The sequence below is a fragment of the Aquibacillus sediminis genome (assembly GCF_005870085.1).
Classification (GTDB): domain Bacteria; phylum Bacillota; class Bacilli; order Bacillales; family Amphibacillaceae; genus Aquibacillus_E; species Aquibacillus_E sediminis.
Genome location: NZ_SZNM01000002.1, coordinates 298,914 through 324,863, shown reverse-complemented (window position 1 = coordinate 324,863; position 25,950 = coordinate 298,914). Strand labels below are relative to the sequence as shown.

Annotated in this window: 25 protein-coding genes, 1 tRNA gene, 2 pseudogenes and 1 riboswitch; of the genes and pseudogenes, 14 read left to right on the top strand and 14 right to left on the bottom strand. The window is 36.2% G+C overall.

Annotated features, from left to right (window positions below; genetic code table 11):
- Window positions 1-37 precede the first annotated feature (37 nt).
- Window positions 38-1,804, bottom strand: a pseudogene (locus tag FCI53_RS03395) (vitamin B12-dependent ribonucleotide reductase); the annotation flags it as partial.
- Window positions 1,805-2,116: 312 nt separating this feature from the next.
- Window positions 2,117-2,923, bottom strand: a pseudogene (locus tag FCI53_RS03390) (ribonucleotide reductase N-terminal alpha domain-containing protein); the annotation flags it as partial.
- A gap of 437 nt (window positions 2,924-3,360) precedes the next feature.
- Here FCI53_RS03390 and FCI53_RS03385 point away from each other — a divergent pair.
- Window positions 3,361-3,753, top strand: a complete 393-nt coding sequence (locus FCI53_RS03385) for a rhodanese-like domain-containing protein (protein WP_138415830.1) — start codon at window positions 3,361-3,363, stop codon at window positions 3,751-3,753.
- 58 nt (window positions 3,754-3,811) lie between these two features.
- On the opposite strand, the gene gcvPB is transcribed toward FCI53_RS03385, so the two are convergent.
- The 3 genes from gcvPB to gcvT are packed head-to-tail and all read right to left on the bottom strand — an operon-like array spanning window position 3,812 to window position 7,742.
- A complete protein-coding gene (gene gcvPB, locus FCI53_RS03380) occupies window positions 3,812-5,272 on the bottom strand; it encodes an aminomethyl-transferring glycine dehydrogenase subunit GcvPB (protein ID WP_138415829.1) in 1,461 nt (486 codons plus the stop codon).
- Window positions 5,265-6,614: an aminomethyl-transferring glycine dehydrogenase subunit GcvPA gene (gene gcvPA, locus FCI53_RS03375; protein ID WP_138415827.1), complete on the bottom strand. Its 1,350-nt coding sequence runs from the start codon at window positions 6,612-6,614 to the stop codon at window positions 5,265-5,267. The genes gcvPB and gcvPA overlap by 8 nt, the downstream gene beginning before the upstream one ends.
- A gap of 18 nt (window positions 6,615-6,632) precedes the next feature.
- Complete coding sequence (gene gcvT, locus FCI53_RS03370; RefSeq protein WP_138415825.1) at window positions 6,633-7,742, bottom strand: glycine cleavage system aminomethyltransferase GcvT; 1,110 nt, start codon at window positions 7,740-7,742, stop codon at window positions 6,633-6,635.
- Between the two features lie 175 nt (window positions 7,743-7,917).
- Window positions 7,918-8,007, bottom strand: a riboswitch (glycine riboswitch).
- 339 nt (window positions 8,008-8,346) lie between these two features.
- On the opposite strand from gcvT, the gene FCI53_RS03365 reads away from it, so the two are divergent.
- Together FCI53_RS03365 and FCI53_RS03360 are read left to right on the top strand one after the other, a co-directional pair.
- Window positions 8,347-10,017, top strand: coding sequence for a DEAD/DEAH box helicase (locus FCI53_RS03365; protein WP_138415823.1), 1,671 nt, complete (start codon window positions 8,347-8,349; stop codon window positions 10,015-10,017).
- The gene (locus FCI53_RS03360; protein ID WP_138415821.1) at window positions 9,995-10,804 is read left to right on the top strand and encodes a YqhG family protein; all 810 of its coding nucleotides are present in this window, start codon (window positions 9,995-9,997) and stop codon (window positions 10,802-10,804) included. The genes FCI53_RS03365 and FCI53_RS03360 overlap by 23 nt, the downstream gene beginning before the upstream one ends.
- Before the next feature lie 189 nt (window positions 10,805-10,993).
- Here FCI53_RS03360 and FCI53_RS03355 read toward each other — a convergent pair whose 3' ends face one another.
- Window positions 10,994-11,179 carry a YqzE family protein gene (locus tag FCI53_RS03355; protein WP_342774158.1) on the bottom strand — a complete coding sequence of 62 codons (186 nt, stop codon included), beginning with the start codon at window positions 11,177-11,179 and terminating at the stop codon, window positions 10,994-10,996.
- 248 nt (window positions 11,180-11,427) lie between these two features.
- Between FCI53_RS03355 and comGA the strand changes: the two genes are divergently transcribed.
- The 9 genes from comGA to FCI53_RS03310 all read left to right on the top strand — a co-directional run bounded on the left by comGA (window position 11,428) and on the right by FCI53_RS03310 (window position 15,839).
- A complete protein-coding gene (gene comGA / locus FCI53_RS03350; protein ID WP_138415817.1) occupies window positions 11,428-12,438 on the top strand; it encodes a competence type IV pilus ATPase ComGA in 1,011 nt (336 codons plus the stop codon).
- On the top strand, window positions 12,395-13,456 hold the full coding sequence (comGB, locus tag FCI53_RS03345) for a competence type IV pilus assembly protein ComGB (protein ID WP_138415815.1): 1,062 nt from the start codon (window positions 12,395-12,397) through the stop codon (window positions 13,454-13,456). Before comGA ends, comGB begins: the two co-directional genes overlap by 44 nt.
- A gap of 15 nt (window positions 13,457-13,471) precedes the next feature.
- Window positions 13,472-13,780 carry a competence type IV pilus major pilin ComGC gene (gene comGC / locus FCI53_RS03340; RefSeq protein WP_138415813.1) on the top strand — a complete coding sequence of 103 codons (309 nt, stop codon included), beginning with the start codon at window positions 13,472-13,474 and terminating at the stop codon, window positions 13,778-13,780.
- A complete protein-coding gene (gene comGD, locus FCI53_RS03335) occupies window positions 13,767-14,240 on the top strand; it encodes a competence type IV pilus minor pilin ComGD (RefSeq protein WP_138415811.1) in 474 nt (157 codons plus the stop codon). The genes comGC and comGD overlap by 14 nt, the downstream gene beginning before the upstream one ends.
- Window positions 14,227-14,568 (top strand): hypothetical protein, encoded by a 342-nt coding sequence (locus tag FCI53_RS03330; protein ID WP_138415809.1) that lies wholly within the window; start codon window positions 14,227-14,229, stop codon window positions 14,566-14,568. The genes comGD and FCI53_RS03330 overlap by 14 nt, the downstream gene beginning before the upstream one ends.
- Complete coding sequence (gene comGF / locus FCI53_RS03325) at window positions 14,522-14,962, top strand: competence type IV pilus minor pilin ComGF (protein ID WP_138415807.1); 441 nt, start codon at window positions 14,522-14,524, stop codon at window positions 14,960-14,962. Before FCI53_RS03330 ends, comGF begins: the two co-directional genes overlap by 47 nt.
- Window positions 14,937-15,320, top strand: coding sequence for a hypothetical protein (locus FCI53_RS03320; protein ID WP_138415805.1), 384 nt, complete (start codon window positions 14,937-14,939; stop codon window positions 15,318-15,320). The genes comGF and FCI53_RS03320 overlap by 26 nt, the downstream gene beginning before the upstream one ends.
- A 73-nt stretch (window positions 15,321-15,393) precedes the next feature.
- A tRNA-Gln gene (locus tag FCI53_RS03315) sits at window positions 15,394-15,465 on the top strand.
- A gap of 131 nt (window positions 15,466-15,596) precedes the next feature.
- Window positions 15,597-15,839, top strand: a complete 243-nt coding sequence (locus tag FCI53_RS03310; RefSeq protein WP_138415803.1) for a DUF2626 family protein — start codon at window positions 15,597-15,599, stop codon at window positions 15,837-15,839.
- A 275-nt stretch (window positions 15,840-16,114) separates the two neighbouring features.
- Here the strand turns inward: FCI53_RS03310 and FCI53_RS03305 are convergent, their stop codons facing one another.
- A complete protein-coding gene (locus tag FCI53_RS03305) occupies window positions 16,115-16,738 on the bottom strand; it encodes an MBL fold metallo-hydrolase (protein WP_138415801.1) in 624 nt (207 codons plus the stop codon).
- Window positions 16,739-16,884: 146 nt separating this feature from the next.
- On the opposite strand from FCI53_RS03305, the gene FCI53_RS03300 reads away from it, so the two are divergent.
- On the top strand, window positions 16,885-17,067 hold the full coding sequence (locus FCI53_RS03300) for a DUF2759 domain-containing protein (RefSeq protein WP_138415799.1): 183 nt from the start codon (window positions 16,885-16,887) through the stop codon (window positions 17,065-17,067).
- 171 nt (window positions 17,068-17,238) lie between these two features.
- Here the strand turns inward: FCI53_RS03300 and FCI53_RS03295 are convergent, their stop codons facing one another.
- The 4 genes from FCI53_RS03295 to FCI53_RS03280 all read right to left on the bottom strand — a co-directional run bounded on the left by FCI53_RS03295 (window position 17,239) and on the right by FCI53_RS03280 (window position 22,256).
- The gene (locus tag FCI53_RS03295; RefSeq protein WP_138415797.1) at window positions 17,239-19,131 is read right to left on the bottom strand and encodes an LTA synthase family protein; all 1,893 of its coding nucleotides are present in this window, start codon (window positions 19,129-19,131) and stop codon (window positions 17,239-17,241) included.
- A 265-nt stretch (window positions 19,132-19,396) separates the two neighbouring features.
- Window positions 19,397-20,350, bottom strand: coding sequence for an ROK family glucokinase (locus FCI53_RS03290; RefSeq protein ID WP_138415795.1), 954 nt, complete (start codon window positions 20,348-20,350; stop codon window positions 19,397-19,399).
- On the bottom strand, window positions 20,343-20,558 hold the full coding sequence (locus FCI53_RS03285; RefSeq protein ID WP_138415793.1) for a YqgQ family protein: 216 nt from the start codon (window positions 20,556-20,558) through the stop codon (window positions 20,343-20,345). The genes FCI53_RS03290 and FCI53_RS03285 overlap by 8 nt, the downstream gene beginning before the upstream one ends.
- Before the next feature lie 240 nt (window positions 20,559-20,798).
- Window positions 20,799-22,256 (bottom strand): spore germination protein, encoded by a 1,458-nt coding sequence (locus FCI53_RS03280; protein WP_138415791.1) that lies wholly within the window; start codon window positions 22,254-22,256, stop codon window positions 20,799-20,801.
- 192 nt (window positions 22,257-22,448) lie between these two features.
- On the opposite strand from FCI53_RS03280, the gene FCI53_RS03275 reads away from it, so the two are divergent.
- Window positions 22,449-23,315 (top strand): hypothetical protein, encoded by an 867-nt coding sequence (locus FCI53_RS03275; protein WP_138415789.1) that lies wholly within the window; start codon window positions 22,449-22,451, stop codon window positions 23,313-23,315.
- Here the strand turns inward: FCI53_RS03275 and FCI53_RS03270 are convergent.
- The 3 genes from FCI53_RS03270 to FCI53_RS03260 form a co-directional block, all read right to left on the bottom strand.
- Window positions 23,294-24,703 carry a rhomboid family intramembrane serine protease gene (locus tag FCI53_RS03270; RefSeq protein WP_138415787.1) on the bottom strand — a complete coding sequence of 470 codons (1,410 nt, stop codon included), beginning with the start codon at window positions 24,701-24,703 and terminating at the stop codon, window positions 23,294-23,296. The genes FCI53_RS03275 and FCI53_RS03270 overlap by 22 nt on opposite strands.
- Window positions 24,704-25,000: 297 nt before the next feature.
- Complete coding sequence (locus FCI53_RS03265) at window positions 25,001-25,186, bottom strand: hypothetical protein (RefSeq protein ID WP_138415785.1); 186 nt, start codon at window positions 25,184-25,186, stop codon at window positions 25,001-25,003.
- A gap of 77 nt (window positions 25,187-25,263) precedes the next feature.
- Entirely contained in the window at window positions 25,264-25,830 is a 567-nt protein-coding gene (locus FCI53_RS03260; protein ID WP_138415783.1) for a 5-formyltetrahydrofolate cyclo-ligase, read from the bottom strand.
- Window positions 25,831-25,950: the final 120 nt, after the last annotated feature.

Here is a 25,950-nt window from a genome sequence, read left to right as displayed (position 1 = left end):
AAAGACGACTGTATAACAGTCGTCTTCGTTTAAAACTTTATAACCCACACTTTAATTGTGCGTTACAGTTGGTACATGTATTACATCCACCAATATCTTCTACTGTACCTTGTCGGCATACTGGGCAAGTATCGCCTACTTCAGAGCCGATGGTAACATTCGTTTTGTCTAGTTCTTGAATGGTGTCCATTAAAACTACTTTTGGTTTTTCCGGTGCTTCTGTTTCCTTAGCTGCATCATCCAAACTATTTTCTTCAGCTTTCAATGTTAGGACTTGTGTATCACGGCTTCCATCTACATAGACCGTTCCACCTTTTGCACCGCCATTATATAGTCGTCGATATACACTTTCGACCTGTTCAACCGCGTATCCTTTTGGTGCATTAACTGTTTTCGATATCGAACTGTCTACCCATTTTTGGATGACACATTGTGTATCTGCATGTGCTTCTGGTGATAGTTCCATTGCTGTGACAAACCAATGTGGTAAAGTGTTCGAATCTTGATCTGGATGGTGGTTCAAGTATTCTTGAACAATATCTGCCTTCACTTCAATAAATTTACCAAGTCGACCACTTCGGTAATAAGAGAAGGAGAAATAAGGTTCTAATCCTGTTGATACCCCAACCATTGTACCTGTACTTCCAGTCGGTGCTACGGTTAATAAGTGCGAATTTCTTATCCCATATTGCAGGATTCCTTCACGGATATCTTCAGGCATTTTTTTCATATAACCAGTATTAATAAACTGTTCACGGAGTTGTTTCGTCTCGTCTTCTGTTTCACCTTCTAGGAAAGGAAAGCTTCCTTTTTCTTTTGCTAATTCAATCGAAGTACGGTAAGCAGTTGTTGCGATTGTTTCAAAAATCTGATCAACAAGCTTGTTCCCCTCTTCAGATCCATACTCCGTTTCACAATAGATTAATAGATCATGTAGACCCATGACACCAAGTCCAACACGTCGTTCACCCAGTGCTTGTTTTTTATTTTCTTCCAGGAAATATGGTGTTGCATCAATTACGTTATCTTGCATACGAACACCAGTTTGAACCGTTTGTTTTAATTTTTCAAAATCAACTTTTTTGCTATCTTTATCTGCAACAGCAGCTAAATTAACAGCAGCTAAGTTACAAACAGAATATGGCGCAAGTGGTTGTTCTCCACACGGATTCGTTGCAACAACTTGCTGACCGTATGCTTTTGCATTTGTCATGTCGTTCGCATTGTCGATAAAGAAAATACCAGGTTCCGCTGAATACGTTGCACAGATGTTAATGAGATTCCAAAGCTCTTTTGCTTTCATACGACGATGCACGCGAACACCGTAGCCCATATCTTCCCAATTACGCACATCACCGTATTCATGCCACTTTTCGTTATATACTTTCATATCTTCAGGTCCATAATTTTCTACATCGGGGAACCTGAGCCCATAATCACCATCATTTTCTACTGCATCCATAAATTCTTTTGTAATGCAGACAGAAATGTTCGCTCCAGTTAAAAATTCCGTGTTGTGTACACTATACGTGCCACCTGTTGTTAATTTTTCCTCTGCTTCTTTAATAGCACTTTCAGTAAAGCCACCCTGACCAGGCATATTTTTATAGTTTACAATACCCTGATACATCTCTTGTTCAGCAGGAGTCAATGGTGTGAATTTTAGTTTTTCTTTAGCTAAATGTTTAATGTGTTCATCTTCAGAATTCTCAATTAAGAACCTTAAGATTCTCGGGTTTTGCATTTTAGAAATAATAAATTCAATAATATCTGGGTGCCAGTCTGCTAACATAATCATTTGAGCTAATTTGTTCCATTGGTTCGCTAGACCAATTCTTTATGTCACCATAAAGTTCAGACCATATCTTGTACTTTTTCAAGCACCCCCGCACTTCGGAACCGCTTAGTCCCTACTCTACTCCCTTCCATCTATTAAGATGGGGTTTCGATGGTCGTTGAACCTTCCTCCTATCTTACGACTTAGAGGCTTGGCTGCTGATTGTCTTTTTATAATAAGATTTTTAGCTATCACGCTTACCGTTTCCAGTTACGTTGTAGCTCTTATTATTTAAGAGTTCCCAGCAATTCACGGGGTATTTTTGAGACGGGGCACTCAAACCATGATGATACCTCGTCTTGAGCCGCCTTGCTCAACAAGATGTGTAAGTTTCGCAATGTCATCCAACCACGAGACAGATCCTGATGATTTTCCATTGACACCACGTGCTAATGTATTTCTAGGTCTCAGCGTTGAACCATTAGTACCAACACCGCCACCACGACTCATAATTTCCATTACTTGTTTACGATGGTCAGAAATCCCTTCACGGGAATCTTGAATAAACGGCATGACATAACAGTTAAAATACGTTACATCTGTATTGGCACCAGCACCATATAACACACGTCCTGCTGGTATAAAGTTTAAATTAGAAAGCTCTTGATAGAACTTCTCGAACCATTTTTGCTTTTCTTCTTCCGTTTCTTCTACTTCTGCTAATCCTGTAGCATTTCGCATTGCTATTTGCTCATAATAGATTTCAAGTGGCTTATCAATCACATCAAGCGATCGTGTCACAATACCTGTATCTGCTTCTTTATCATTATCTAATACAGAAACAAATTCCTGATCCACCTTAATATCTGCTTGGTTATGATTCCAATCAATTGATTTTATAAATCCAAGTCCACGTGCTGGAAATTTAGGGTCTGCTTTTACGGTTAATACGACAAAATCTCCTTCAGACAACGTGGTTTTCTCGGTGTCTTTGAAAGCATATCGATCCAACATAACAAGTCGGGAAACTCCTTTATGCGTTGTATGCATATCACTTGTTATCGGATGGACCTGCGGAAATAAGCTAATGTCCTTATTCAATCTTTCGACATTAATTTCCATTTCGATTTCAGTCACTGCTCCCATCTAACACATCTCTCCTCTACTAATCAAATATACTATCAAAGTAAGTATCATCTAGTTGCTTTATACACTCTATATAATCTAACATATAACCAAACAACAAAACAACATATTGTGTTCAGAAATAAAAATTAACACAATATGTTGTGAAATTGAACGAATCACTATTGTTTTGTCAAACAAAGAAATTTATAAGAAACCATGATATTTAGAGAATTTTGTAGTTATTATCACGATTTTTAATAGATTTGATATTTTTCGTCAGTTGCGTTTCTTTATTTTTACAAAATCCTTTATAAAAAGCTAAGGTAAGACATTTCACACAACAGATCTAGTATAATTCATTCTACCGTATTTTTCATAGAGAAAAATTCTTTGAAAAGTGATATAATCATTCTATAATAAGTTAGAGAAGTTTTAGATAAAGGAGAAGTCATACTATGGATTTAGGCATTTTAATAGCACTAACCGTGATCTTAATTGGGTACAGCGTGTATCGATACGTGAAACAAAAGCGTATACTAAACACGTTGACGGAAGAAGAATTTCGTAAAGGCTACCGCAAAGCTCAATTAATTGATGTAAGAGAACCAAAAGAATTTGATGCTGGACACATTTTAGGGGCAAGAAATATTCCGATATCCCAAATGCGACAACGCCTTACAGAACTTAGAAAAGATCAACCCGTCTATTTATATTGTCAGTCTGGAGCACGTTCCATGAGAGCAGCCATGCTCCTGCACAAAAAAGGCTATACAGACTTGCACCACTTACAAGGTGGTTTTAAAAAATGGACTGGAAAAATCAAAGCATCTAAAAAGCCAAACTACTAATTATTTAACAATATTAAGGGGTATAAACCACTATTGGTTTATACCCCTTTTGTCTCTGTTATTGTTTTTGATGACGAAGAATTGGCTTTCTTGCAGCGCGGGTTTCATCCATTCTTGAAACAACAGTTGTATGTGGCGCCTCTTGGACAACTTCCGGATCATCCTCTGTTTCCTTTGCGATTTGATTCATTTTTTCGATAAATCCATCTAATGTCTCTTTCGATTCCGTTTCAGTTGGTTCAACCATCATTGCTTCCGACACATTTAGCGGGAAGTAAATAGTTGGTGGGTGATAGCCAAAATCAAGCAAACGTTTCGCGATATCTAGTGTACGCACTCCTAATTTCTTTTGTTTTTTCCCAGACAATACAAATTCATGTTTACAATGTTGGGTATAAGGGAGCTCATATTCCTCTTGTAGACTTCGCATCATATAATTTGCATTCAACACCGCATATTCACTTACTTTTTTAAGACCTTCCGCTCCCATTGTACGGATGTAAGTATAGGCTCGTAAATTAATACCGAAGTTACCATAATAAGGTTTAACTCGACCGATCGAATCTGGGCGATCATCATCAAACTGGTAGGTCTCACCCTGTTTCACTAACACTGGTTTCGGTAAAAATTTAGCTAATTCCGCTGACACGCCAACTGGTCCAGATCCTGGCCCGCCACCACCATGCGGTCCTGTAAACGTCTTATGCAGATTTAAATGGACAACATCAAAGCCCATGTCACCAGGTCTTGCGTATCCCATAATCGCATTTAAGTTTGCACCGTCATAATACAGTCTTCCGCCAGCACCATGAACGATTTCGGCCATTTCTTCAATCTCTTTCTCAAACAAACCCAACGTGTTTGGATTGGTCAGCATCAATGCCGCAGTATCATTGCCGACTACTTTCTTTAAATCTTCTAAATCAACAAGACCGTTTTCATTTGATTTGACTGTAACCGCCTCAAAACCAGCCGATGTAGCAGATGCCGGGTTCGTTCCATGAGCTGAATCAGGAACGATAACTTTCGTTCGCTGGTGATCCCCATTAGCTTCATGAAAAGCACGAATCATTGACAAACCAGCCCATTCACCTTGAGCCCCTGCAGCTGGTTGCAAAGAAACTTGATCCATTCCAGTAATTTCTGCCAATGCGGATTGTAAATCATACATGACTTCTAAGGCACCTTGAACTGTTGTTGGATCTTGATAGGGGTGAATACTACTAAACCCATCAAGTCGAGCGACATCTTCATTGATTTTTGGATTATATTTCATCGTACAAGACCCAAGTGGATAAAACCCAGAGTCGACCCCATAATTACGTCGAGATAATCCTGTATAATGACGGATAATCTCTAACTCACTTACTTCTGGTAACTCTGGTGCATCTTGTCTTATATACGTCTCGTCGAATTCTTCTGTTAAGTCTAGTTCCGGAATATCCAATTCTGGCAAACTAAAACCGGTACGCCCTTGTTTGCTATATTCGAAAATTAATGGATAGTCTTGATTAGCCATGAATCTCCCCCACTTCCTTCACAAATATATCGATTTCTTCCTTTGTTCTCAATTCAGTAATAGCAATCAACATCTGGCCTTTGCGGTTTGCTTCGATTTGTTCTAAATCAAACCCACCAATAATTCCCTTTTCTAATAGCACAGCATTTACCTCTGAAACAGATTTTTTCACATCAATCACTAATTCGTTAAACAAAGCACCTTGGTAGACTACCGGGATACCTTGTTGTTGTAATTGCTGCTTCATATAATAGGCTTTTTGTATATTCGACCACGCCATTTGTTTAATCCCTTGTTTCCCTATTGCACTCATAGCAACAGAGGATGCTAAAGCATTCAATGCTTGGTTGGAACAAATATTAGATGTTGCTTTATCCCGGCGAATATGTTGTTCACGCGCTTGTAGTGTTAATACAAAACCTCTAGTTCCTTCTTCATCCACCGTTTGACCAACAAGTCGCCCTGGGACCTTACGCATTAATTTTTTCGTAGTGGCAAAATAACCACAATGAGGTCCACCATATTGAGCGGGAATACCAAACACTTGTGTATCCCCCACCACAATATCTGCTCCGAATGAACCTGGTGGTGTAAGGTAACCAAGTGCCAATGGATTACTGGATACAATCATCATTGTTTTTTTCTGATCTTCTAACATTTGTTGCACTTGTTGTAATGGTTCTATTTGTCCAAAGAAGTTTGGGTATTGGATGACAACACTTGCGGTATCTTCATCTAATTTATTACGAAGGGCTTCCATATCTGTCACACCATTTACTTCGTCAATTTCAATTACTTCAAGTTTATGTGCATTAGCATACGTATTGATAACTGCTCTTGATTCAGGGTGAACCGTTTTAGAGACTAGAATTTTACTCCGTTTTGTTTGTGCAGCACTCAAGGTTGTTGCTTCTGCAAGTGCGGTGGCTCCGTCGTACATAGAAGAATTCGCCACATCCATGTTGGTTAATTCACAGATCATGGTTTGAAATTCAAAGATCGCTTGCAATTCCCCTTGAGAAATCTCTGGTTGATAAGGGGTATATGCAGTATAAAATTCAGAACGAGAAATAACATGGTCTACAATCGACGGAATATAGTGGTCATATACACCAGCACCTAAAAAAGACGCGTGTGTTTTTAGATTATAATTTTTATTCGCAAGCTTTGTCAGTTCGTTCATTAGTAGTGGTTCACTTTTAGGTATTTTCAAATCTAATTCACGTTTTAGCCTAATGGAATCGGGTATATCAGAAAATAAATCATCTGTATGATCAACCCCAATTTTGTCTAACATCTCCTGCTTATCTTCCTTCGTCATAGGTAAGTATCGAAACTCCATCTTTCATCCCCCTTTGCCTTATTGTTTTGGTCGTTTATAAAATGGAGTAGAAACAACTTTTGCTTTTAATTGTCTATTTCTCACTTGCACCAAAACTTCTGTATCTAGCGCAGTATAATCCGTCTGAACTAATGCAAGACCTATATTTTTCTGCAATGTTGGTGATTGGGTACCAGTTGTAACAAAACCGATCTTTTCATTATCGTGAAATACATCATAACCATGACGCGGAATCCCTTTATCAATCATTTCAATCCCTACGAGTTTACGCCTTGTTCCTTGTTGTTTTTGCTTGGCTAATACGTCTTTACCAATAAAATCTACCTGTTTATCTGTCTTAACAGCGAAGCCTAATCCCGCTTCAATTGGGGATATCGTCTCACTTAATTCCTGCCCATACAAAGCTAAATTTGCCTCAAACCGAAGTGTATCTCTGGCACCAAGACCAACTGGTTCAATCCCTACATCTTCACCAGCAGTTAGGATTTGATTCCATAAATCTCGAACTACTTCAGCATCTAAGTATATTTCAAAGCCATCCTCACCCGTATACCCTGTTCTGGATACAAGTGCATTACCTTTAACTCCTTTAAAAGTAACTGGATAGTCAAAACGAAAAAATTTAATAGTTGAAAGATCTGTAGATGTTAGCTTTTGTAACACCTCTTCCGCTTTAGGTCCTTGAATGGCTATCTGACCATATGCATCTGAGTGATTGGTAATGGAAACACCATCGATTTTATGTTTTTTTAACCATTCAAAATCTTTGTCCGTATTCGCTGCGTTAACCACAAGTAAAAATTGGTCTTCATCTAATTTGTAAACAATCAAATCATCCACCGTTCCACCATCTGGATAGCACATCACCGTATACTGAGCACGTTTTTTGGTTATTTTTGACAAATCATTCGTTAACACAGTTTGTAGAAACTCCTCACTATTCGGTCCTTCAACATAGATTTCACCCATATGTGATACATCGAATAAACCAGCCTTTGTTCTTGTGGCTTCGTGCTCCTTTTTAATACCCGCAAACTGAACTGGCATATCCCAACCACCAAAGTCTACCGTTTTAGCTCCCAGTTTTTCATATTCTGGAAATATTGGTGTTCGTTTTACATCAGCCATCTCTCATCCCCCTATTTAATAATCATTATGTATAAAAAAACAGAGAATCCACCAATATTAGTGAATTCTCTGTCCTTAAACCAGAAAGTTTCACTTTGATATGAACCAAGATCATACCAAAGCTTTCTTCTTGGGTAGTTTATCTAACATCTAAGATAAACATTCTCCAGAGTTACGTCATGCAAGAGTCTTCTTTGCCTGAGAGATTCGCTTACGCTTGCTCCTTCGGCGCTACCACATAGGTAGTCTCTCCTCTTACAGTCATCCGTCCATTTTAATTTGTGAAGTTTTGGGTATACTACACATTATGAAATGCAATAACGTGCTATAAGGATTCCAATTATATAAAGTGAAACTTCACTCAGTGGGGAGTTTTTGCTCATTCCCACTGAGTTAGTGAACCAATCGAGGCGTTAGCGTCCGTTTACTCCCACTTAAACATCTCGCTCACTTCATGTTTCGAAGTAGGAGTCTTACGGACGGTTGCACCGGGATAAATATTAACAAAATTGTAACAATTTCAACGTTATTATATCATAGCATTTTGTATCTGTGTGCCCTTATTTTAAATTATTAAAAAATTTGTCTCAAAGGGTGATTTTATATGAATATTCAATTGAATCGTGATGATCAATTTATTGATGATTTGGATTCAAAGCTAAACAACGAGGAAAAATTAAGCTCATGGGACCTTTTTCACATGTCTTATCAATCTTCAGTCGCAACAAGTACACCAGAATTCAAGGGCTTAACTGCGCCGAATCATTTACCACATGTAAATTTTTTACAGCATCAACTGGATAGTGCCCAACAAGTAGTTGAAGAGATGAATGGACGAGGAATTTTGGCAGATGAAGTTGGGCTTGGAAAAACCATTGAAGCAGGTTTAATCCTTAAAGAATATATGATTCGAGGGTTAGTAAAAAAAGCACTAATTTTAGTTCCAGCATCACTAGTAAATCAATGGGTTAATGAACTGAATCAAAAATTCTATATTCCAGCTATTTCCCAACGAAAACGACCTGTTTGGGATCAGCAAAACATCGTCGTAACATCACTAGACACAGCAAAACGACCAGTCCATCGTGACGTTATTTTAGAACAAGAATATGACTTTGTGCTAATTGATGAAGCACATAAGCTTAAAAATCATAAAACAAAAAACTATGAATTCGTAAGAGCCTTAAAGAAAAAGTATTGTTTATTATTGACCGCAACACCTGTTCAAAATAAATTAACGGATATCTTTAACCTTGTTTCGATTTTAAAACCTGGTTATTTAGGTAGTTACGACGAGTTTACTAAAAAATTTGGCAGAGACCGCAAAAACTTATTTAATGATGGGAAATTAAAACAATTAGTCCAAAATGTGATGGTTCGAAATCGACGAGAAGATACAGGTATTGATTGGACGAAACGTCATGTAAAAACCATCTGGGTTGATTTCACTGAAGATGAACAAGAAGCCTATGATGAACTCTCTCATATTAGCAGGGAAACTAGCAATTTTTCATCTATTACGTATACAAGGGAACTATGTTCATCAAGAGAAGCATGCTACTTATCACTTAGAAAATTGGTCAATGAAAATAATGAACTCCCAAACCGAGATGACTATGAAGCATTCATGCAAAGAATTGAACAACTACCACACCATGCCAAAGCGGATAAAGTAATTGAGCTAATCCAAAACACTGACGAAAAGTTTATTATTTTCACAGAATACAGAGCCACGCAATTTTATTTACAATGGTATCTTCAGCAGCATGGAATCTCTTCTGTTCCCTTTCGTGGTGGGTTTAAACGAAGCAAGAAGGATTGGATGAGGCAATTATTCGAAAACCACGCCCAAGTTTTAATTGCAACGGAGGCTGGAGGAGAAGGAATTAATCTACAATTCTGTAATAACATGATTAATTATGACCTTCCTTGGAATCCAATGCGTTTAGAGCAGCGAATTGGTCGTATTCACCGATTTGGCCAGGAACAAGATGTACACATTTATAATTTCGCTATACGTAATACAATGGAGGAGCATGTCCTTCATTTACTCTATGAAAAGATAAAACTTTTCGAGCGAGTTGTTGGCAACTTGGATGACATTTTAGCCGACCTGGACATTGGGGATGTGGAAAAAGAGATACAATCAATCTTTCAAGAATCAGCCACAGATGGGGAGGCCAAGATTAAATTAGAGAACCTTTCATCCGTTATTTCATACGCTCAAAACCAGTATTTAGAGGAGGATCAGCATGGCTCTAGAGAATCTTCATGAATTTCTTAACGATTACTTCGTTGCGAATAAATGTGACATATTAGAAAATGATAACGGAAAACTTAAGGTTCAGTTAACCGATAAAATGGATGAATGGTTAATGAATCGCCCCTTTTATTGGCAGTATGTAAAAAAGTTAGGTTATGCTGGAGAACCGATGCAAGTAACATTTATTACAAACCCTGATCGGCGTGACGAAGACGGGGAATGGATTCATTTTGGTAGTCCTAGGCTTCATCAAATCTTTAATACATTAACAACTCAAGGAAAATTCACTAAATTATTTGAACAAGTGGAAACAGCTCAGCGAACAGCACTTGTTCCATGGTTAGTAGTCAATTTTCGTATAAGTTATACGGGAAAACATAAAAAGGATGAAATTCAATCGATCGGACTCCATTTAATAAATGGAGGGATGAAAATAAATATGATGGATGAACTAGAACAATTACCTTTGCAGTCTTCGATTCCAGACTTTTGTTATACGATTACCCCAATGATCAAGTTAAAAAGTGGTTATCAACGAATGATTACTTACATTGAAAAATATTTACAAAAGCAAGAGCATTCATGGGCACAAGAATCTTGGGACCATTTACAAGAGGAAAAAAAGTTAGTAGAACATTTTTATCAGGATAGCGATGAGGAGGAACAGTACGAGAATCGATTTGATCAAGAAATGCAGGCAGTAGAAGATCGTTACCAGCCCCAAATTAATATCGATGTGATTAATGGCGGGATTTTTTATTTATCTCAATTACAATCAACCAAAATATTAACTGAGTAGATAAAGTACAACTTCACTCAGCAGGGTTTTTTTTGCTCTTTTCCCACTGAGTGTGAGTTGACCAATCGGGTGAAGACGCAGTTTACTCACATTTAAACATCTTGCTTCACTTTATGTTTTTGAAGTGGGGGCCTTACGGACGGTTGCACCGGGATAAAAACAAAGTAGCAGGCCTCCAAATCAAGCCTGCTACTTGTTCTTTTTCACCAACAGTTTAAATGCAAATGGGAGTATTCCAAACCAGCGACTAGTAAGTTGGTGTTGTTCCATTTGCTTTTCTTGCTTCTTCTTTTTCCTCTCTTCTTGGGGTGTATCCATATATCTGACTATTTCTTGTGTCATAAATTTCACATAATCATTACCTGACAATTTCATCACCCCTTCATCTTTGTGTGATTCATTACTATTATAACCAAATAGCAGCATTTTATAAGTTTTATCAGCTTCATCAATACCTTTGTAGATCGATTCATACTAGCTGAAGTTGCGTCAAATTCTATATAATTGCACGATATCCTACGTAGAAATGTTAACTGTAACAAATTATTCACATTCTTTTAAAGGATACATGTAGCCTGTTGTCGAATAATGTATTTATCAAACGAAAGAGAGGTGAAATATGGTTGAATCCTGCAACTACTTTTTCAAATAACTTACTGTTATCTGCGATTCAAGCCACTGCTACAGACATTCATTTTTGTCCTTTTTCAAAAAAGACCGATATTTATTTTCGCATTCACGGAAAAAGAGTATTTCATCGGTCGATTACTAACCGAGAATTTGAAACAATTTTGGCGTATTACAAGTTTACGTCGGGGATGGATATTGGGGAAATTAAACGACCACAAAATGGTTCAATTCATTTCCAATTACAAGCGTTAAGTTATTCATTACGGCTCTCTACCCTCCCTGTTCACACTTCAGAGAGTCTTGCAATTCGAATTCTTCCCCAGCAAGAAGCACCACAAATTGAACAACTTTTCTTATTCCCTTATCAATTAAATAAGATAAAAAGTTGGATATCACATCGCGCTGGAATTATTTTACTAACCGGTCCAACCGGAAGCGGAAAGACCACAACATTGTACGCTTTACTTCAATCCCTTCTTCACGACAATTCTTATCAAACCATCACATTAGAAGACCCGATTGAAAAAGAAATGAGTAACATCTTACAAGTACAAGTAAATGAGAAAGCTGGCATTACGTATAACGCCGGATTAAAAGCTGCTCTCAGACATGATCCAGACATCATTATGGTCGGTGAGATACGTGACCGAGAAACAGCTCATTTTGCGTTCCACGCTTCCTATACAGGACATCTTGTTCTCAGTACATTACATGCCAAGAATGCGTTTGGTACAATTCATCGATTGCTTGAGATGGGGATTAAACAAACAGATTTAGAGCAAAGCTTAATCGCTGTTGCTTCGTTACAATTACTGCCAATTGAAACAAATGAACACTTACCATCGCGGGCAGCTGTTTTAGAATTACTTGATTCAAAGGTCTTGCAACAAGCAATTGCTGGTATGGATCCAAGTGATCAACAACAGTTCAATTCCTTTGAGAGATTAAGGAGGAAGGCCTATGCCTATGGTTTTACAGGACAAGAAATTTTTAACTTGGACTAATCGGGAGAAAATGCCTTTGATCCAACAATATAAGTTTCTACAACAATTACAACGATTAATACAACATGGATATCCATTATTAGATGCATTAGAAGTACTTCAATGGGAGCAACAATGGGCACAACCATCATCGAAAATCTCCATAAGCTTAAAAGAAGGAATGCCACTTGACCAAGCATTACAAGAAGCAAATTTTAATGACAAAATAGTATCTTTCATGTATCTTTCCAGATCAAATGGAGATTTAGATAAATCACTCAATCAATGTTGTCTTATGTTGGATCAGCAAATAAACCAGATGAATAACTTCAAACAAACAATCCGTTATCCTTTTATCCTATTTGTATTGTTTTGTATATTGCTTTATTTTGTCAAAACCAATATATATCCTTCTTTCTTACGTTTAATGCAAACATCTGGTCAGTCTTCTCCTGTAACTGATCTTTCCATTAAAATCATCAACTATTTATTTAATGGTTCCACTTTTATCGTTGGTTTCGTCATTATCATCACTTTGATGTGGGTTACGATTAGGAATCGCATAAAAATACCAATAAAAATAAAAATTTATACCCTACTACCATTGGTCAGACATTATCAAAAGTGGAGTGTAACCTTTGTATTTTCATTACAGGTAGCATCTTTACTGAAGGCTGGATTCTCACTAAAAGAAGCATTGTTAACCATAAGAAAACAAGAGCATGCACCTATTATCGTCCATTACGCCGACTATATTATTAATCAATTGCAACAAGGAATTGCCATAAACACAATATTACCTTCCTGTCAACTATTCGAGAATGAACTGACATCCATCTTCACCAAAAGCACAAATAATCACACATTAGAAACAGATTTAAACATGTATGCAACGTTCGTGATGAACCGCATGCAAGAACGTACCACCAAATTAATCAAACTAATCCAACCAATCTTTTTCATTCTATTGGCAGGGTTAATTATTTTAGTTTATTTATCACTCATGCTCCCCATGTTTCAATTTATCCAAACTATGTAGAAAAGAGGATGTGTCATGCATAATGAAAAAGGATTTACCTTAATTGAAATGTTAATCGTTCTGGCTGTTATTAGCACTTTGCTAATCCTGTTAATACCTAACCTTGCTGATAAAAATGAGGATTTGCAGGATAGTGGCTGTGAAGCGCTTGAAATGATGGCAGAAAGTCAAATCCAAGCTTACCGAATTGAAGAGAATAAAGAACCGGAAAGCATCGATGACTTAATCGAAAACGACTATTTACAGTCAAAAGATTGCGCCAATGGTCAGAAAGAAATTGAATGGGATGGTGAGAAAGTGGAAGCAAAAAATGCCTCGGAATAAAAGAATTACCATATTAATGGCATACAATGAAAGAGGATTTTCATTATTAGAAGTTATTATTGTATTGGGGATTACGCTCACCATCCTTAGTATCGGGACGACCATTAAGGTATCCATCATTGACGACTATCGCACTGAACAGTTTTTAAAGGTATTGCAACAGGACGTGTTATATATGCAACAATTAACCATTGTAACAAATAGAAATTATCACTTAACCATTGAGCCAGACCAACACTTCTATCAGATAAAACAAGGTGGATTTGGGAAGGTCATAGTTAGACGGGAGATACCTAAACATTGGACAATAAAACTAAACACACTTAGGATGCCGATTGATTTCACCGTAGATGGGACTATAAAACAACCTGGTATGTTTACGATCTATACTTCGAACAAAAGTTACAATGTTTATTTTCCGTTTGGTACTGGAAGGAGTTATTTTATTGAAAAAGAGTGAAGAAGGATTTCTTATGGTTGAGGTATTAGCATCATTCATGATTGTTACGACAATCACATTAACATTGATACCGATTGTCTATCAACTTCGACTTGAAGAGCAAATATTAGCGGAACAAAGAGAAATTGTGTATCGTTTACACGACGAATTACAACCACTACTATTTGAATCTGTTAACAAATCTTTTCCTATTAACTTTGTTAAAAATATCGATGGTAACCCTGTAAGCTTTTCATTTTCACTTGAAAATAAACTAATAAAAGGATGTGCTGATTGGACTGATGCTAAACAAAATTCGAAAACATTTTGTTTATATGGTTATGAATGAACGAGGGATGACATTAGTAACTTCCTTGTTTGCACTTATGATCCTAATGTCTACCCTCCCTTTTCTTCCTTTATTGCTTGACCAATTAGAATATGACACAAAATATGATGATTTCTCCACTAGACAACTCTATCACTTTATATCATCTGAACTTCACAATTCGGTTGATATTTCAATTGATCAGTCAGCCATACATTTCGAAAAACAGGACGAAAAAACGGTAACCATTGAATTCTACGATCAGGTTATACGAAGACGTGTGGACAACCAAGGACATGAGATTATGTTAAGAAATGTGAAACAAATGGCAGTAGAGCCAAGCCTTTTTGGAATGCGTATCATTATAACTACAATGGAAGGAAAAAAATATGAGAAATCATTTCGCAATCCATAAACCCTTGACCCAGCAAAAAGGTTTCATTTTACCCTATATCTTATTTGTTGCTGCTTTGGTTCTAATTATGACCACTAGTAGTATTTCTATATATTATTACCATCATGAACAAACCCATTATCTTGAAGAACAATTAAAAATGGATACATTATTGCAGATGGCACAACAGGAGTTTAAAGCAACCATAGAAATAGAACAAGATAATGATATAAAACCAGGGCAAATAACCTATCGTTATCCTTATGGTAATGTTCTCATCTATTACCGACCGGTTACAGAGCAGATGATTAAAGCAGAGTTCCATGTTCTCACCGACAATCAATCAAAATATGCCACCATTACTACCATACAACAATAAAAAATTGGAGAGAAAATAATATCGATGTATAAAGGTAGAGAAAATGGTTATCATACTAATGAATAGGATATATTGGGCTATAGCCAAGTGGTAAGGCAGCGGTTTTTGGTACCGTTATGCGCTGGTTCGAATCCAGCTAGCCCAGTACTTATCAGGTATGTTCTGATATCAGAACATACCTGAATTTTTAAACCTTTAAGTTTGGAATTATTTACAATCTACCGATGCTCGTATATAATAGCGTTGATACATATCGATAAGAAGGAGGGGGAAAGTATGGATCGGGTCTTTCGAATGTTAAGCTTTTGGACTGGAATTTTTTCCGTAATGTTTTTTGTTGGGGATATGTATAATATGGCTTTCCTATTTTTAGTTCAGACTGTTTTCTTCCTAGGGGTTGGGTTCTTAAATCTATCTGAACGAATGTACATGTACTTATTTGGAGCTTATTGTACAGTATTTTTTATTGGGTTTACATTTTACACAAACTTTATTATGGTACCTGGGTTTGGACACTAATAGAAAGCTCTGATCAAAAGATCGGAGCTTTCTTAATAAAAAATATAGTCTGAATATTGACAATATTGAGTTAACATATTATGATTATAATTAGTAGCTTAACTTTTATCCCTAACCAACTTAGAGCAGAGCACATCCCCCCTAGACCCCTTCCTATTTAGGAAGGGGTCCTTTTTATGCAGCAGAAGCATCTACGCCCACGAGTAAACCGTTACATATGTGTGTTATTGTTGTTACCGAAACAGATTTTGCGCTTTTCATTATTTTAATCAGTTTTAGTTTAAAAATGGATTTTCCTTTTTCTCAAATCCAATCGTTGTTCTATCACCGTGTCCAGGATATACCGTAAAATCATCAGCTAGTGAAAACATTTCATTGTTAATACTGTCGATTAACTGCTGATGATCTCCACCAGGTAAATCCGTTCGGCCGATTCCTAACTGAAATAAACTGTCACCACCAATAATATATCGCTCTTCATGGAAGATAAAAATAACTCCTCCAGGTGAGTGTCCAGGGGTATGCCTAACCTCAAATGTAAAACCATCTACTGTGGTCGAACCGGTCTTTATGTAATTGTCAGGTCCTTGCGACGTCTTTATTTCTCCTACTGGAAATAATCCTGAACCATTTTTCTGCGGATCTTCCAACCATTCCGCCTCAGCTTCATGTACATAAACAGGTATTTGAAAATACTCTTTCAAATAATCGATAGCACCAATATGATCAAAATGAGCATGTGTTAAAAGTATCGCGACTGGAGTCACGTTAACCTCTTGCAACCAGCTGACTAATTTCTCACCATCTCCACCCGGATCAAAAATAATAGCAGATTCGTCTGTATAAACAATATAACAGTTAGTCTGTAAAGGACCTAAAGGCATTGTTTTTATATTCATAGAACCACTCCTTTTAACTAATTTAGATTCTCGACAAAACAAATATTTTGTTTTAAAATGTATGTTGAACATATATTAACTACATATTAATATAATCACAAATACTATTGCAATGAAAGTTAATTCTGACAAGGAGGTTGGGGGTTATGACATTAGCAATCATTCTGTTGTTTGTTGCATTACTAAGTGGAATAGCAGTTATTCGTGAATTGAAATCACAGAACTTTTTTGGGGTAGCATTTGCTGGCATATCCACGCTAGCATTTGGTTGGTTCTCTGTGATGACAATTTTTACCAATGTAGCAGAATGGCTTACATCAGCTGCGTAAAAAACAAGACAAACATCTCACCATCCCTTATCACACTTAACTGTGTGATAAGGGATTTTTTTCGTCAAAAATACCCGACTATCTAGCAGTGTTTAATGGGGACATATAGTAATTTTATCATAAAAAAAGCTTGGATAATTTATCCAAGCTTTTTTCTAATACTAACTAGTTTTATTCATCATCGAAGTCATAAAATCTAAATAAATCTCCGTAAATAATCTGATCTGAATATGAAAGTTCTTTTTGAACGTCTTCTACAAAAGGTTCACATTCATTTGAATCTTGTTGGTTTTGCCCAATTGCAGTAGTCGCCTCAGAAAGTAACTCACCTGATTGTCGATCAAAACATTGATCTTTTGTGTATATATAATCATCGGTGATGAAACTACCATCTCTTAACGCCACAAATTCTTTTCTATCTTCTGTAAACAAATCAGTTCCAAACGAAATATCATCACTAGTATCTACTCCCAATAAATGAAGAAGAGTTGGTTTCACATCTATTTGACCAGCAATTTTTGAGATCACTTCGCCTTCATGCCCTGGTATGTGGATATAGAATGGAACCCGTTGTAATTGTATATGATCATATGGTGTGATTTCTTCTTTATCTAGATACTGACTCATTGCCCGATTGTGAAAATCACTAATACCATAGTGGTCTCCCATTAGGACTATAATCGAATCCTCATACAAACCAGATTGTTTTAATTCCTCAAAAAACTCTTCTACTGCTTCATCTGTATATCGAACAGTAGGAAAATACTGATTTAACGTTTTAGAATTTGAATCATATGGTTCGATTGATGCATCTTCCTCGCTTAACTCGAATGGATGATGGTTCGTTAGCGTAATAAATTTTGAATAGAATGGTTGTGGCAAGGACTGCAAATATTTCATTGATTGTTCAAAATAAGGCTTATCCTTTAACCCCCAACCAATACTATTTTGGTCAGTGATTTGATACGCATCTTCATCATAGAAATGATCATAGCCAAGTGTGTCATACATTACATCTCGATTCCAGAAACTTTTATTGTTCGCATGGAAAACAGAAGAATAATAGTCTTTTTCCTTCAAAATTTCAGGCATTGCATTGTATTCATTTTGACCGTGCGTAAAAAATACCGCACCACTTGATAATGGATATAATGAATTATCTACTAGAAATTCAGAATCAGATGTTTTCCCTTGTTCAGTTTGATGGTAGAAATTTTCAAAATAGTAACTGTCATCAATTAAATCATTAAGAAACGGTGTGACTTCTTCCCCATTAACTGTATTATTGATCACAAAGCTTTGAACAGATTCCAATGAAATGAAAATCACATTTTTGTCTTCTGCTATTCCAAACAGATCCGACTTTTCATCACTTGTTACATTTTCATGAACATAAGATTGTATATCAGGAATCTCTGTACCATCTGCAAATACTTTTTGTGAACTTGTTCTCGTTTGCATGGCGACATCATACAGATGGAAATTAAATATTCCTAAGTTTTTGACCAAGTACTCTCGGTCAAATGATCTTTGTAATAATTGTGGACGCTCTATTTCCGCTAAAATATAATTTCCAAGTAAAAAGGCAATCGATAAATTTAAAACAAGTACTTTTTTCCTTTTAGGATACTCTATCGATAACATACTACTTGATTTTTTACTTAAATACCAAATAATAACCACGTCTAAAAACAACAAAAGATCCGGAATATGGACCAAGCTTAAAATACTACTTCCCAAATCACCAGCATTGCTACCTTGAAATAGTACTGGAAGAGTTAAAAAGTCTGTAAAATTCCGGTAAAATATAAGATTGACATATAAAATAATCGATCCAATTAATGCTCCATATCGTAAAAATTTCATTTGCCGTTTTTCTTTAAACCAAACTCCAATTGCAAAAAATAAAAATGCTGAAACAAATGGGTTAATAAACAAAATGATCTCTTGCATGAAATTTTCTAGTGAAATATTAAAAATAAACCGATATAAAATGTATGCCTTTAACCCAAATAACACACTTGCAATTATATATAACGGTATTTTTGAAATCCTGTCTAACATAAAATCTTCCTCCTAACAAAATAACAACGATAAAGGTTATTAGTTCTTATCATTATTTATTACTTATACTTTAACACACTAGAATCAAATTTTATTTCTTCAATAATTAGACGACAACATGCAAGAAAAAGTTTCATCAAAACTAAAATTTATAACAACAATTATTATATGAGTATAACCAAAAAAAATAAACCCTTAAACAAGAGTTTATTTTTTATTGTTTGGTTACAAGATGTTAAATTAGAAATCATTTTGTAATAATAAATTAATATTTATTCATTTTCACTAGATATGCTCCACCAATCACACCAGCATCATTTCCCAATTGTGCTGTAACAAACTTACAGCCATCATCAATACGAGATAATGCGTAATTACTAAAAGCTTGTTTAAGCGGGGTTAGGAGTTGCTCCCCTGCTTTGGACACCCCGCCACCAATCACAATTTTTGATGGATTTATTAATGTAGCCGCGTTAGCGATTGCTAGGCCTAATACATCTACCACACGCTCCACTATTTTATTCGCTTCTTCGTCACCTTTTTTCGCGATATCAAACACATCTTTTGTGGTAATTTGACCATCGATCTCCTTTAATCTTGTTTCTACATCAGATTCTAATAATAATTTGGCTTGTCGTACAATTCCAGTAGCAGAAGCAATTGTTTCTAAACATCCATTTCTACCACAGTTACATGGTGCCCCACCAGGCTCCACTGTTAAATGACCAATTTCTCCAGCTGTCCCATTAACGCCATTTACAATGTCACTATTGGCGATGATCCCACCACCAACACCTGTTCCGAGTGTTATGGCTATTAAATTTTCCGCTAAGTTCCCTGCCCCTTTCCAGTTCTCTCCTAAGGCTGCTAAATTAGCGTCATTTTCTACAAACACTGGCAAGCCAGACAAGTCTTCAAGATATGTCGCCAACGGATAATCCTTCCATCCAATGTTAACTGCTTCCGCAACCTCTCCTGTATTAGGAACAATAAAACCTGGTGCACCAGCTCCAATACCATCTATATCATTTTTATTAATCTGATGTGTATCTATTTTCTCTTCCACAGAATTCCAAATATCATTAGGGATATGTATACCAGCTTGCTCAGTTCGTGTTGGGATTTCCCATTTATCCATTATTTCCCCATCGTTTGTTACAATTGCTATTTTCACAGTTGTTCCACCAATGTCTACACCAATTAAATAATTGCTAGTCATGTTTATTCTCCTCAGTATCTTTTAATTTTGCTATTTCATGTCTAAGTAATAATCGTGCTGTTTGAAAATCCACCGAACTAATGCATTGCGCTCGATAAAGCTCATTCAATTCATCTTCCATTAATTGCAAGTCCGCTATCCGATCCCCCACATAAATAATGGTTCCAAATTTCTTTAATAGTTGTTGTATATCATAAATCGTTTTCATAGTATCACCATCTTTATTATATCAATCCATTGTTAGAAAATAAATAAATAAAAGCATCAATTTCATGAATAAAAACTAGTCAATTGTGAAGTCATTCTAACGCCTTTTTTAACGTTACCCAGGTGAACAAAGGCATTAGCACTTTATTACTCCTACATGAAGCAAAAACTTTAGGTTGAAGACGTTGGAGTTAGACATCTGTATATCCTTTCCTTTACAAAAAAAGATCCAGGCCATTGATTAACGGTCTGGATCTTGTGGATTTAAAAATCTAGGTCGTTGATGTTTTAGTGGCATAGGTGAACGAACTAATACATCCTTTAATGCCCTTGGAGAAAAAGGCATAAACGGCCACAAATAGCCAGTTTGGAAAGAGTTCATGCGGGCCAAATAAAGAAGCCAAAAAGTAATTGCTATTACATAGCCAGCAACACCAAAGCTAGCTGTGACAATTAATAATACAATTCTCGTTATTCGATTGGCTAAACTCAATTCATAGCTAGGAGTGGCAAACGTACCAATAGCCGCAACTGCCAAATAAAGGACGACCTCGTTTGAAAACAAACCAACTTCTACTGCAATTTGTCCGATAAGTATTGCAGCTACTAACCCTAATGCTGTGGCGAGAGCTGTTGGAGTATGAATGGCGGCCATCCTCAACATGTCGATCCCAACTTCTGCAATTAAGAATTGTAATAGCAGTGGCAAGACACCAAATTCATTGGGACCGATAAATGAGATTTCGCCAGGAAGTAATTCTGGACTTACCGATAACAGGTAATACAGCGGCAAGACAAAAATAGAAAAAATGACAGCAATAAAACGAACAAACCTTAGATAGGCACCAACCAATGGTTTTTGACGATATTCTTCTGCGTGTTGCAAATGGTGCCAATAAGTTGCTGGTGTTATCATTACGCTTGGAGATCCATCGATGATAATAATAATATGTCCCTCATAAATATGGGCAGCAGCTGTATCTGGCCTCTCTGTGTAACGAATTGTCGGATAAGGATTCCAATGTCTTCCACTTAAGAACTCTTCTACAGTCTTCTCTGCCATCGGCAAGGCATCCGTATCAATCTTTTTTAAATGTTTCTTTAATGTCTTTACTTTCTGAGGATCAGCAATATCTTCTAAATAACAGAGTGCAATATCTGTTTTAGACCTACGCCCAATGCTTAAGTATTCCATTCGCAATGATCTATCTCTAATTCTTCTTCTAGTTAAAGCGGTATTAAAGACAATCGTCTCAACGTATCCATCTCTCGATCCTCGAACTACCCTTTCTAGATCAGGTTCTTGTGGTCCACGGACAGGGTATGTTCGTGCATCAACCATAATAATCTTATCAATACCTTCAATGATAAGAGCAGTTGGTCCTGCCAATACTTGGTCGGTCGCTTCATTTAGATCTTCCACATAATCAAGTTCTACATATGGAATGTATGTTTTTAATAATTTTTCAAACGGTTCTGGTTCTAATTGCTCTGGATTAAGTCTAGCTAAGAATTTCATTAAAAGGTGCAAAATATCATCTTTCACGAATCCATCAATCATGAAAAAAGCCATTTTGCGATCGACATATTCCAAATCCAAATGGATTACATCAAAACTTTTGTCAACGCCTAGACGTTCGCGCATGTAGTTAACATTATCTTTAAAATTTCGGTACATTGGTTTTTTATGTTTTTCCATCGTATCACCCTAAATTGAAATACTTGTATGGTTTAGGATGTACCTTTTACTTCATTACATACACGGTTTATTAAAGTCCACTTGTTCTTTTTCATATATCCGCACAATAAAACATATATAAGAAGTAGGCTTGTTTTAGGTTGTATATTGCTTTATATCTGTTATCTTTCAAATAAAGAAGGAGTTTTGACCATGAGTAAAAACTATATTGGAACATTGGTTACAATTTTTCTTGCATTCATCCTAGCCATCACTATTTTTCTAGTGGAAGACACACCGGCTATAAAATATTTTCCTCTTGATGAAGAAGTATCCTTTCAGACAATGGAAACAAATCTACAATTACTAACGGAAACAGACCAAGACGAATACAATGTATTATGGTCTTCTACTTCTAGCCTTAAGGAACCTATCTACCTCCGCCAAGATGTTTCCTTATTATACTCAGATGGAAGGTTAAAAGGTATCTTGAGTAAATGGAAAGAAAATGAAAAACATATCCAATTACAATCTAAAGTACATGGAGAAGATAGCAGTCATTATCAAGCAATTAGTTTCCATCATGGGGAAATTCACTATCCAGATGAACAGATTAAAAGTATTCAAGCCATGACGCATGATGAATTATATGTAATTGATTCACCACATAGTGCATTGACTTCCTTTAACAGGCCGACAAATGCCAATCAAAAAGATTGGAAGCACACACTCGATAATGCGACGAACCAACAATTAAATTATCATTGGAAACAATTAATCCAACACTTTTCCATACCTACAGATGAATATAATTTTGTCCCGTTGACCGATTTATACCAATATCAAACCAAACCCATCCCAGAGTTAACCCAAGCCGAGACCAATAAAGTTATTGGACAACTATGGGAAGGATTGTATAAAGAATATATTTTAGGAATATCTAGAAACCAACAACCGGTCAATAGCTTTGTTCCCTTAATCTTATTTGATAAACAAGGAACACACCTAATGGTATTATTTCAGGATCAAGCAGGTGAGAAAAGGCAACTCATCCAGCGTTACTCTTTTGAAAGTCTTTGAAATAAATCTTGAAAGTCTTGATTACTTGGTTGAAGTTGAGAGGCACGTTCAGCATGATCGTGTGCCTCTTCTACATTCCCTTCATCTGCATAGATAAGAGCAAGATTATAATGTGCCTCTGCAAAACTTGAATCAATCTGTACCACATGAAGTAGATCATTGGTTGCTTCTTCAACTCGACCTAACTGCAACCATGCATAGGATCGAAAAAAATGCAATTCTGCTTGATAGGATTGAACTTGTTCATCAATAGCTAAGGTTGTTACTTCAATCACCTCTTGATAGTTTTCCTGTTCAATCAACTCCTGTGCTAACTGAGTCTGAACAACAGCACTGTAGTGAGCAGACATATTTGTTAGACCATAAACAAGTAAACCAGAAATAATGACGCAAAACGACAGACAAGCAAGGAGTTGTACTTTAAGATTTCTCTTCGATGGAAAAAACACAATAGCAGCGGCTACAAAACCACCAATTAGTCCCCCCATATGCGCACCGTTATCAATTTGTGGAACCGTTACACCAAAGACGATGTTAAGGAGAATAACAATTATTAAATTCCAACCCATCGTCTGAAAAAAGACCCTTTTGTAATTCACCCCAAAAAACAACAATGCACCTAATAAACCAAAAATAGCACCTGAAGCTCCTGCTGCTATCTGTGGGTTCCATGCAAAACTAGCCAACCCCCCCATAATGCCAGCTCCAACATAAATAAATGTAAACCTACCACTTCCATAAATCTTTTCAACAGCAGAACCGACAAAATATAGAGCTAACATATTCATAAATAAATGAAGTATTCCTATATGAATAAACATAGAAGATATAATTCGCCACCATTCGCCATCTAGAATGGCAGGGTTATACTTTGCACCATAGGTGATAAGAGTTAAAGTTGACGTACTGCCTCCTTTAGCCTCTATAAACAAAAAAAACAAAATATTCATTACTAAAAAAATAGTTGTTATTCTTGGTTGGCCATTACTAAACAGCGCCTTTTCCTCTTGTTGGCGACGATATATAAACGAGTGCAATTTAGATTGTAAATAAAACGACATTTGCTCCATTTCCAATTCAGTATTTGGAATCGAAAATGGTTGGAAGCGATTAGTAAAGTGCTGATATAAACGCTGAAACTCTTCCATACTTGAAACATGATCCACATAATATTGATACATATGTGTGTTCTTTTTTATTTCTTGGGACCGGCTTAAATCTTCCCACTTCACATCAACTGGTGGATAGGTCGCAATATAAATATTATGGATGTATGTTTGCGCTGTAATAAAACGTGTATTTAAACGCATCGCTTTTTGTTTTTGTTCTCTCCATATCTTGTTGTAATTGATTTTTCCAATCAAATGTATGGTGATATAGCCTAACAATATGAGTGGTCCTCTTTATTCTTTTCTCTAACCAAATCTCACTATAATTAGGTTTTAAAGTTAAAACTGTAAAACCATGATTATGAATCAAATCATCCACTGTTCGTAAAAGTAAATAATGCTCCTTTATGTACATCGCTCCCCCTCCTTGTAACCATCATATCACCGAACCCCAACACTAACCATAGAGATTAGCCGCTTTTCCGCTTATAAAATTTCTTAAAATTCCCTCCACTTTATTTATAAGAACAAAGTGATATGGTACTCCCTCCCCAAAATTAAAAAACGTTCAGCTTATTAAACTGAACGTCCTAAAATACTTGGTAGAATTCTTTCACGTATATATGGCATGTTCATTGTAATCGCCACCATTATCTTTCGTAAGATTCCTACAGCTAAGAATGCATTGATAATTTTATACCTATACTGAAAAATGATCGTTAAACTAACAAATAATGAACAAACAAATAGAAATAATCGCATAAACTCACTTCCTTTTGTTATATTGCAATTTTATATCCATAGTTTACTTCAAATTTGTTTGTTTATGCCTTTTCTCTTTATTCTTTATGTAATAGTCCTGTTTCTGTAAGAACATGGTCGACCGAAATATCATAGTCATCAGCAGGAACAGTATCGATGATTTGCATGGTGCTCGCGAGAGATAGAGTTGTACCCCCAAAATCAGCTAAGTACCTATCATAATAACCACCACCATAACCAATCCGAAAGCCACTAGGATCAAAGACCAATCCCGGTACAATCATTAAATCAACTTGATTCTTATCAATCCTTCGTTCTTGTTCCGGAATTGGTTCAAATAAATTGAAATAGACAGATTCCAGTTGGTCAAAAGAATCCAATTGATAAAATTCTAACTTTGATTCTTTTGGATAACATTTAGGTACACATATTACCTTGTTCATACTCCATGCTTTTTCGATGATATTCTTTGTATTCCATTCATGCTTTTGTGAAATTGTAATACCTATAACATCCGCTTCTTTCCAGGCTTCTGTTGCAAATAACTGCGAGGACAAACGTTGTTCAATTTGTGTTTTTTTCTTTATTGATAATTGTTTTAATTGTTTTTTCATTTTGTTTCTATATTCTGCTTTAGTGGTCATAGCTACACACCTTTTATATCATAGTTAAAACTTATCAATCGTCTGTTGATTTCAACACTTCAAAAATGAAGGGCGAGGCACAACCTTCTTAGTTTAGAAATCAATATTTATTATGACATA

Excerpts from the sequence above, each read along its gene's own strand:
- FCI53_RS03385 (WP_138415830.1), top strand. The coding sequence starts at position 3,361 with ATGGATTTAGGCATTTTAATAGCACTAACCGTGATCTTAATTGGGTAC.
- gcvPB (WP_138415829.1), bottom strand. The coding sequence starts at position 5,272 with ATGGCTAATCAAGACTATCCATTAATTTTCGAATATAGCAAACAAGGG.
- gcvPA (WP_138415827.1), bottom strand. The coding sequence starts at position 6,614 with ATGGAGTTTCGATACTTACCTATGACGAAGGAAGATAAGCAGGAGATG.
- gcvT (WP_138415825.1), bottom strand. The coding sequence starts at position 7,742 with ATGGCTGATGTAAAACGAACACCAATATTTCCAGAATATGAAAAACTG.
- FCI53_RS03365 (WP_138415823.1), top strand. The coding sequence starts at position 8,347 with ATGAATATTCAATTGAATCGTGATGATCAATTTATTGATGATTTGGAT.
- FCI53_RS03360 (WP_138415821.1), top strand. The coding sequence starts at position 9,995 with ATGGCTCTAGAGAATCTTCATGAATTTCTTAACGATTACTTCGTTGCG.
- FCI53_RS03355 (WP_342774158.1), bottom strand. The coding sequence starts at position 11,179 with ATGAAATTGTCAGGTAATGATTATGTGAAATTTATGACACAAGAAATA.
- comGB (WP_138415815.1), top strand. The coding sequence starts at position 12,395 with ATGCCTATGGTTTTACAGGACAAGAAATTTTTAACTTGGACTAATCGG.
- comGC (WP_138415813.1), top strand. The coding sequence starts at position 13,472 with ATGCATAATGAAAAAGGATTTACCTTAATTGAAATGTTAATCGTTCTG.
- comGD (WP_138415811.1), top strand. The coding sequence starts at position 13,767 with ATGCCTCGGAATAAAAGAATTACCATATTAATGGCATACAATGAAAGA.
- comGF (WP_138415807.1), top strand. The coding sequence starts at position 14,522 with ATGCTAAACAAAATTCGAAAACATTTTGTTTATATGGTTATGAATGAA.
- FCI53_RS03320 (WP_138415805.1), top strand. The coding sequence starts at position 14,937 with ATGAGAAATCATTTCGCAATCCATAAACCCTTGACCCAGCAAAAAGGT.
- FCI53_RS03310 (WP_138415803.1), top strand. The coding sequence starts at position 15,597 with ATGGATCGGGTCTTTCGAATGTTAAGCTTTTGGACTGGAATTTTTTCC.
- FCI53_RS03305 (WP_138415801.1), bottom strand. The coding sequence starts at position 16,738 with ATGAATATAAAAACAATGCCTTTAGGTCCTTTACAGACTAACTGTTAT.
- FCI53_RS03300 (WP_138415799.1), top strand. The coding sequence starts at position 16,885 with ATGACATTAGCAATCATTCTGTTGTTTGTTGCATTACTAAGTGGAATA.
- FCI53_RS03295 (WP_138415797.1), bottom strand. The coding sequence starts at position 19,131 with ATGTTAGACAGGATTTCAAAAATACCGTTATATATAATTGCAAGTGTG.
- FCI53_RS03290 (WP_138415795.1), bottom strand. The coding sequence starts at position 20,350 with ATGACTAGCAATTATTTAATTGGTGTAGACATTGGTGGAACAACTGTG.
- FCI53_RS03285 (WP_138415793.1), bottom strand. The coding sequence starts at position 20,558 with ATGAAAACGATTTATGATATACAACAACTATTAAAGAAATTTGGAACC.
- FCI53_RS03280 (WP_138415791.1), bottom strand. The coding sequence starts at position 22,256 with ATGGAAAAACATAAAAAACCAATGTACCGAAATTTTAAAGATAATGTT.
- FCI53_RS03275 (WP_138415789.1), top strand. The coding sequence starts at position 22,449 with ATGAGTAAAAACTATATTGGAACATTGGTTACAATTTTTCTTGCATTC.
- FCI53_RS03265 (WP_138415785.1), bottom strand. The coding sequence starts at position 25,186 with ATGCGATTATTTCTATTTGTTTGTTCATTATTTGTTAGTTTAACGATC.
- FCI53_RS03260 (WP_138415783.1), bottom strand. The coding sequence starts at position 25,830 with ATGACCACTAAAGCAGAATATAGAAACAAAATGAAAAAACAATTAAAA.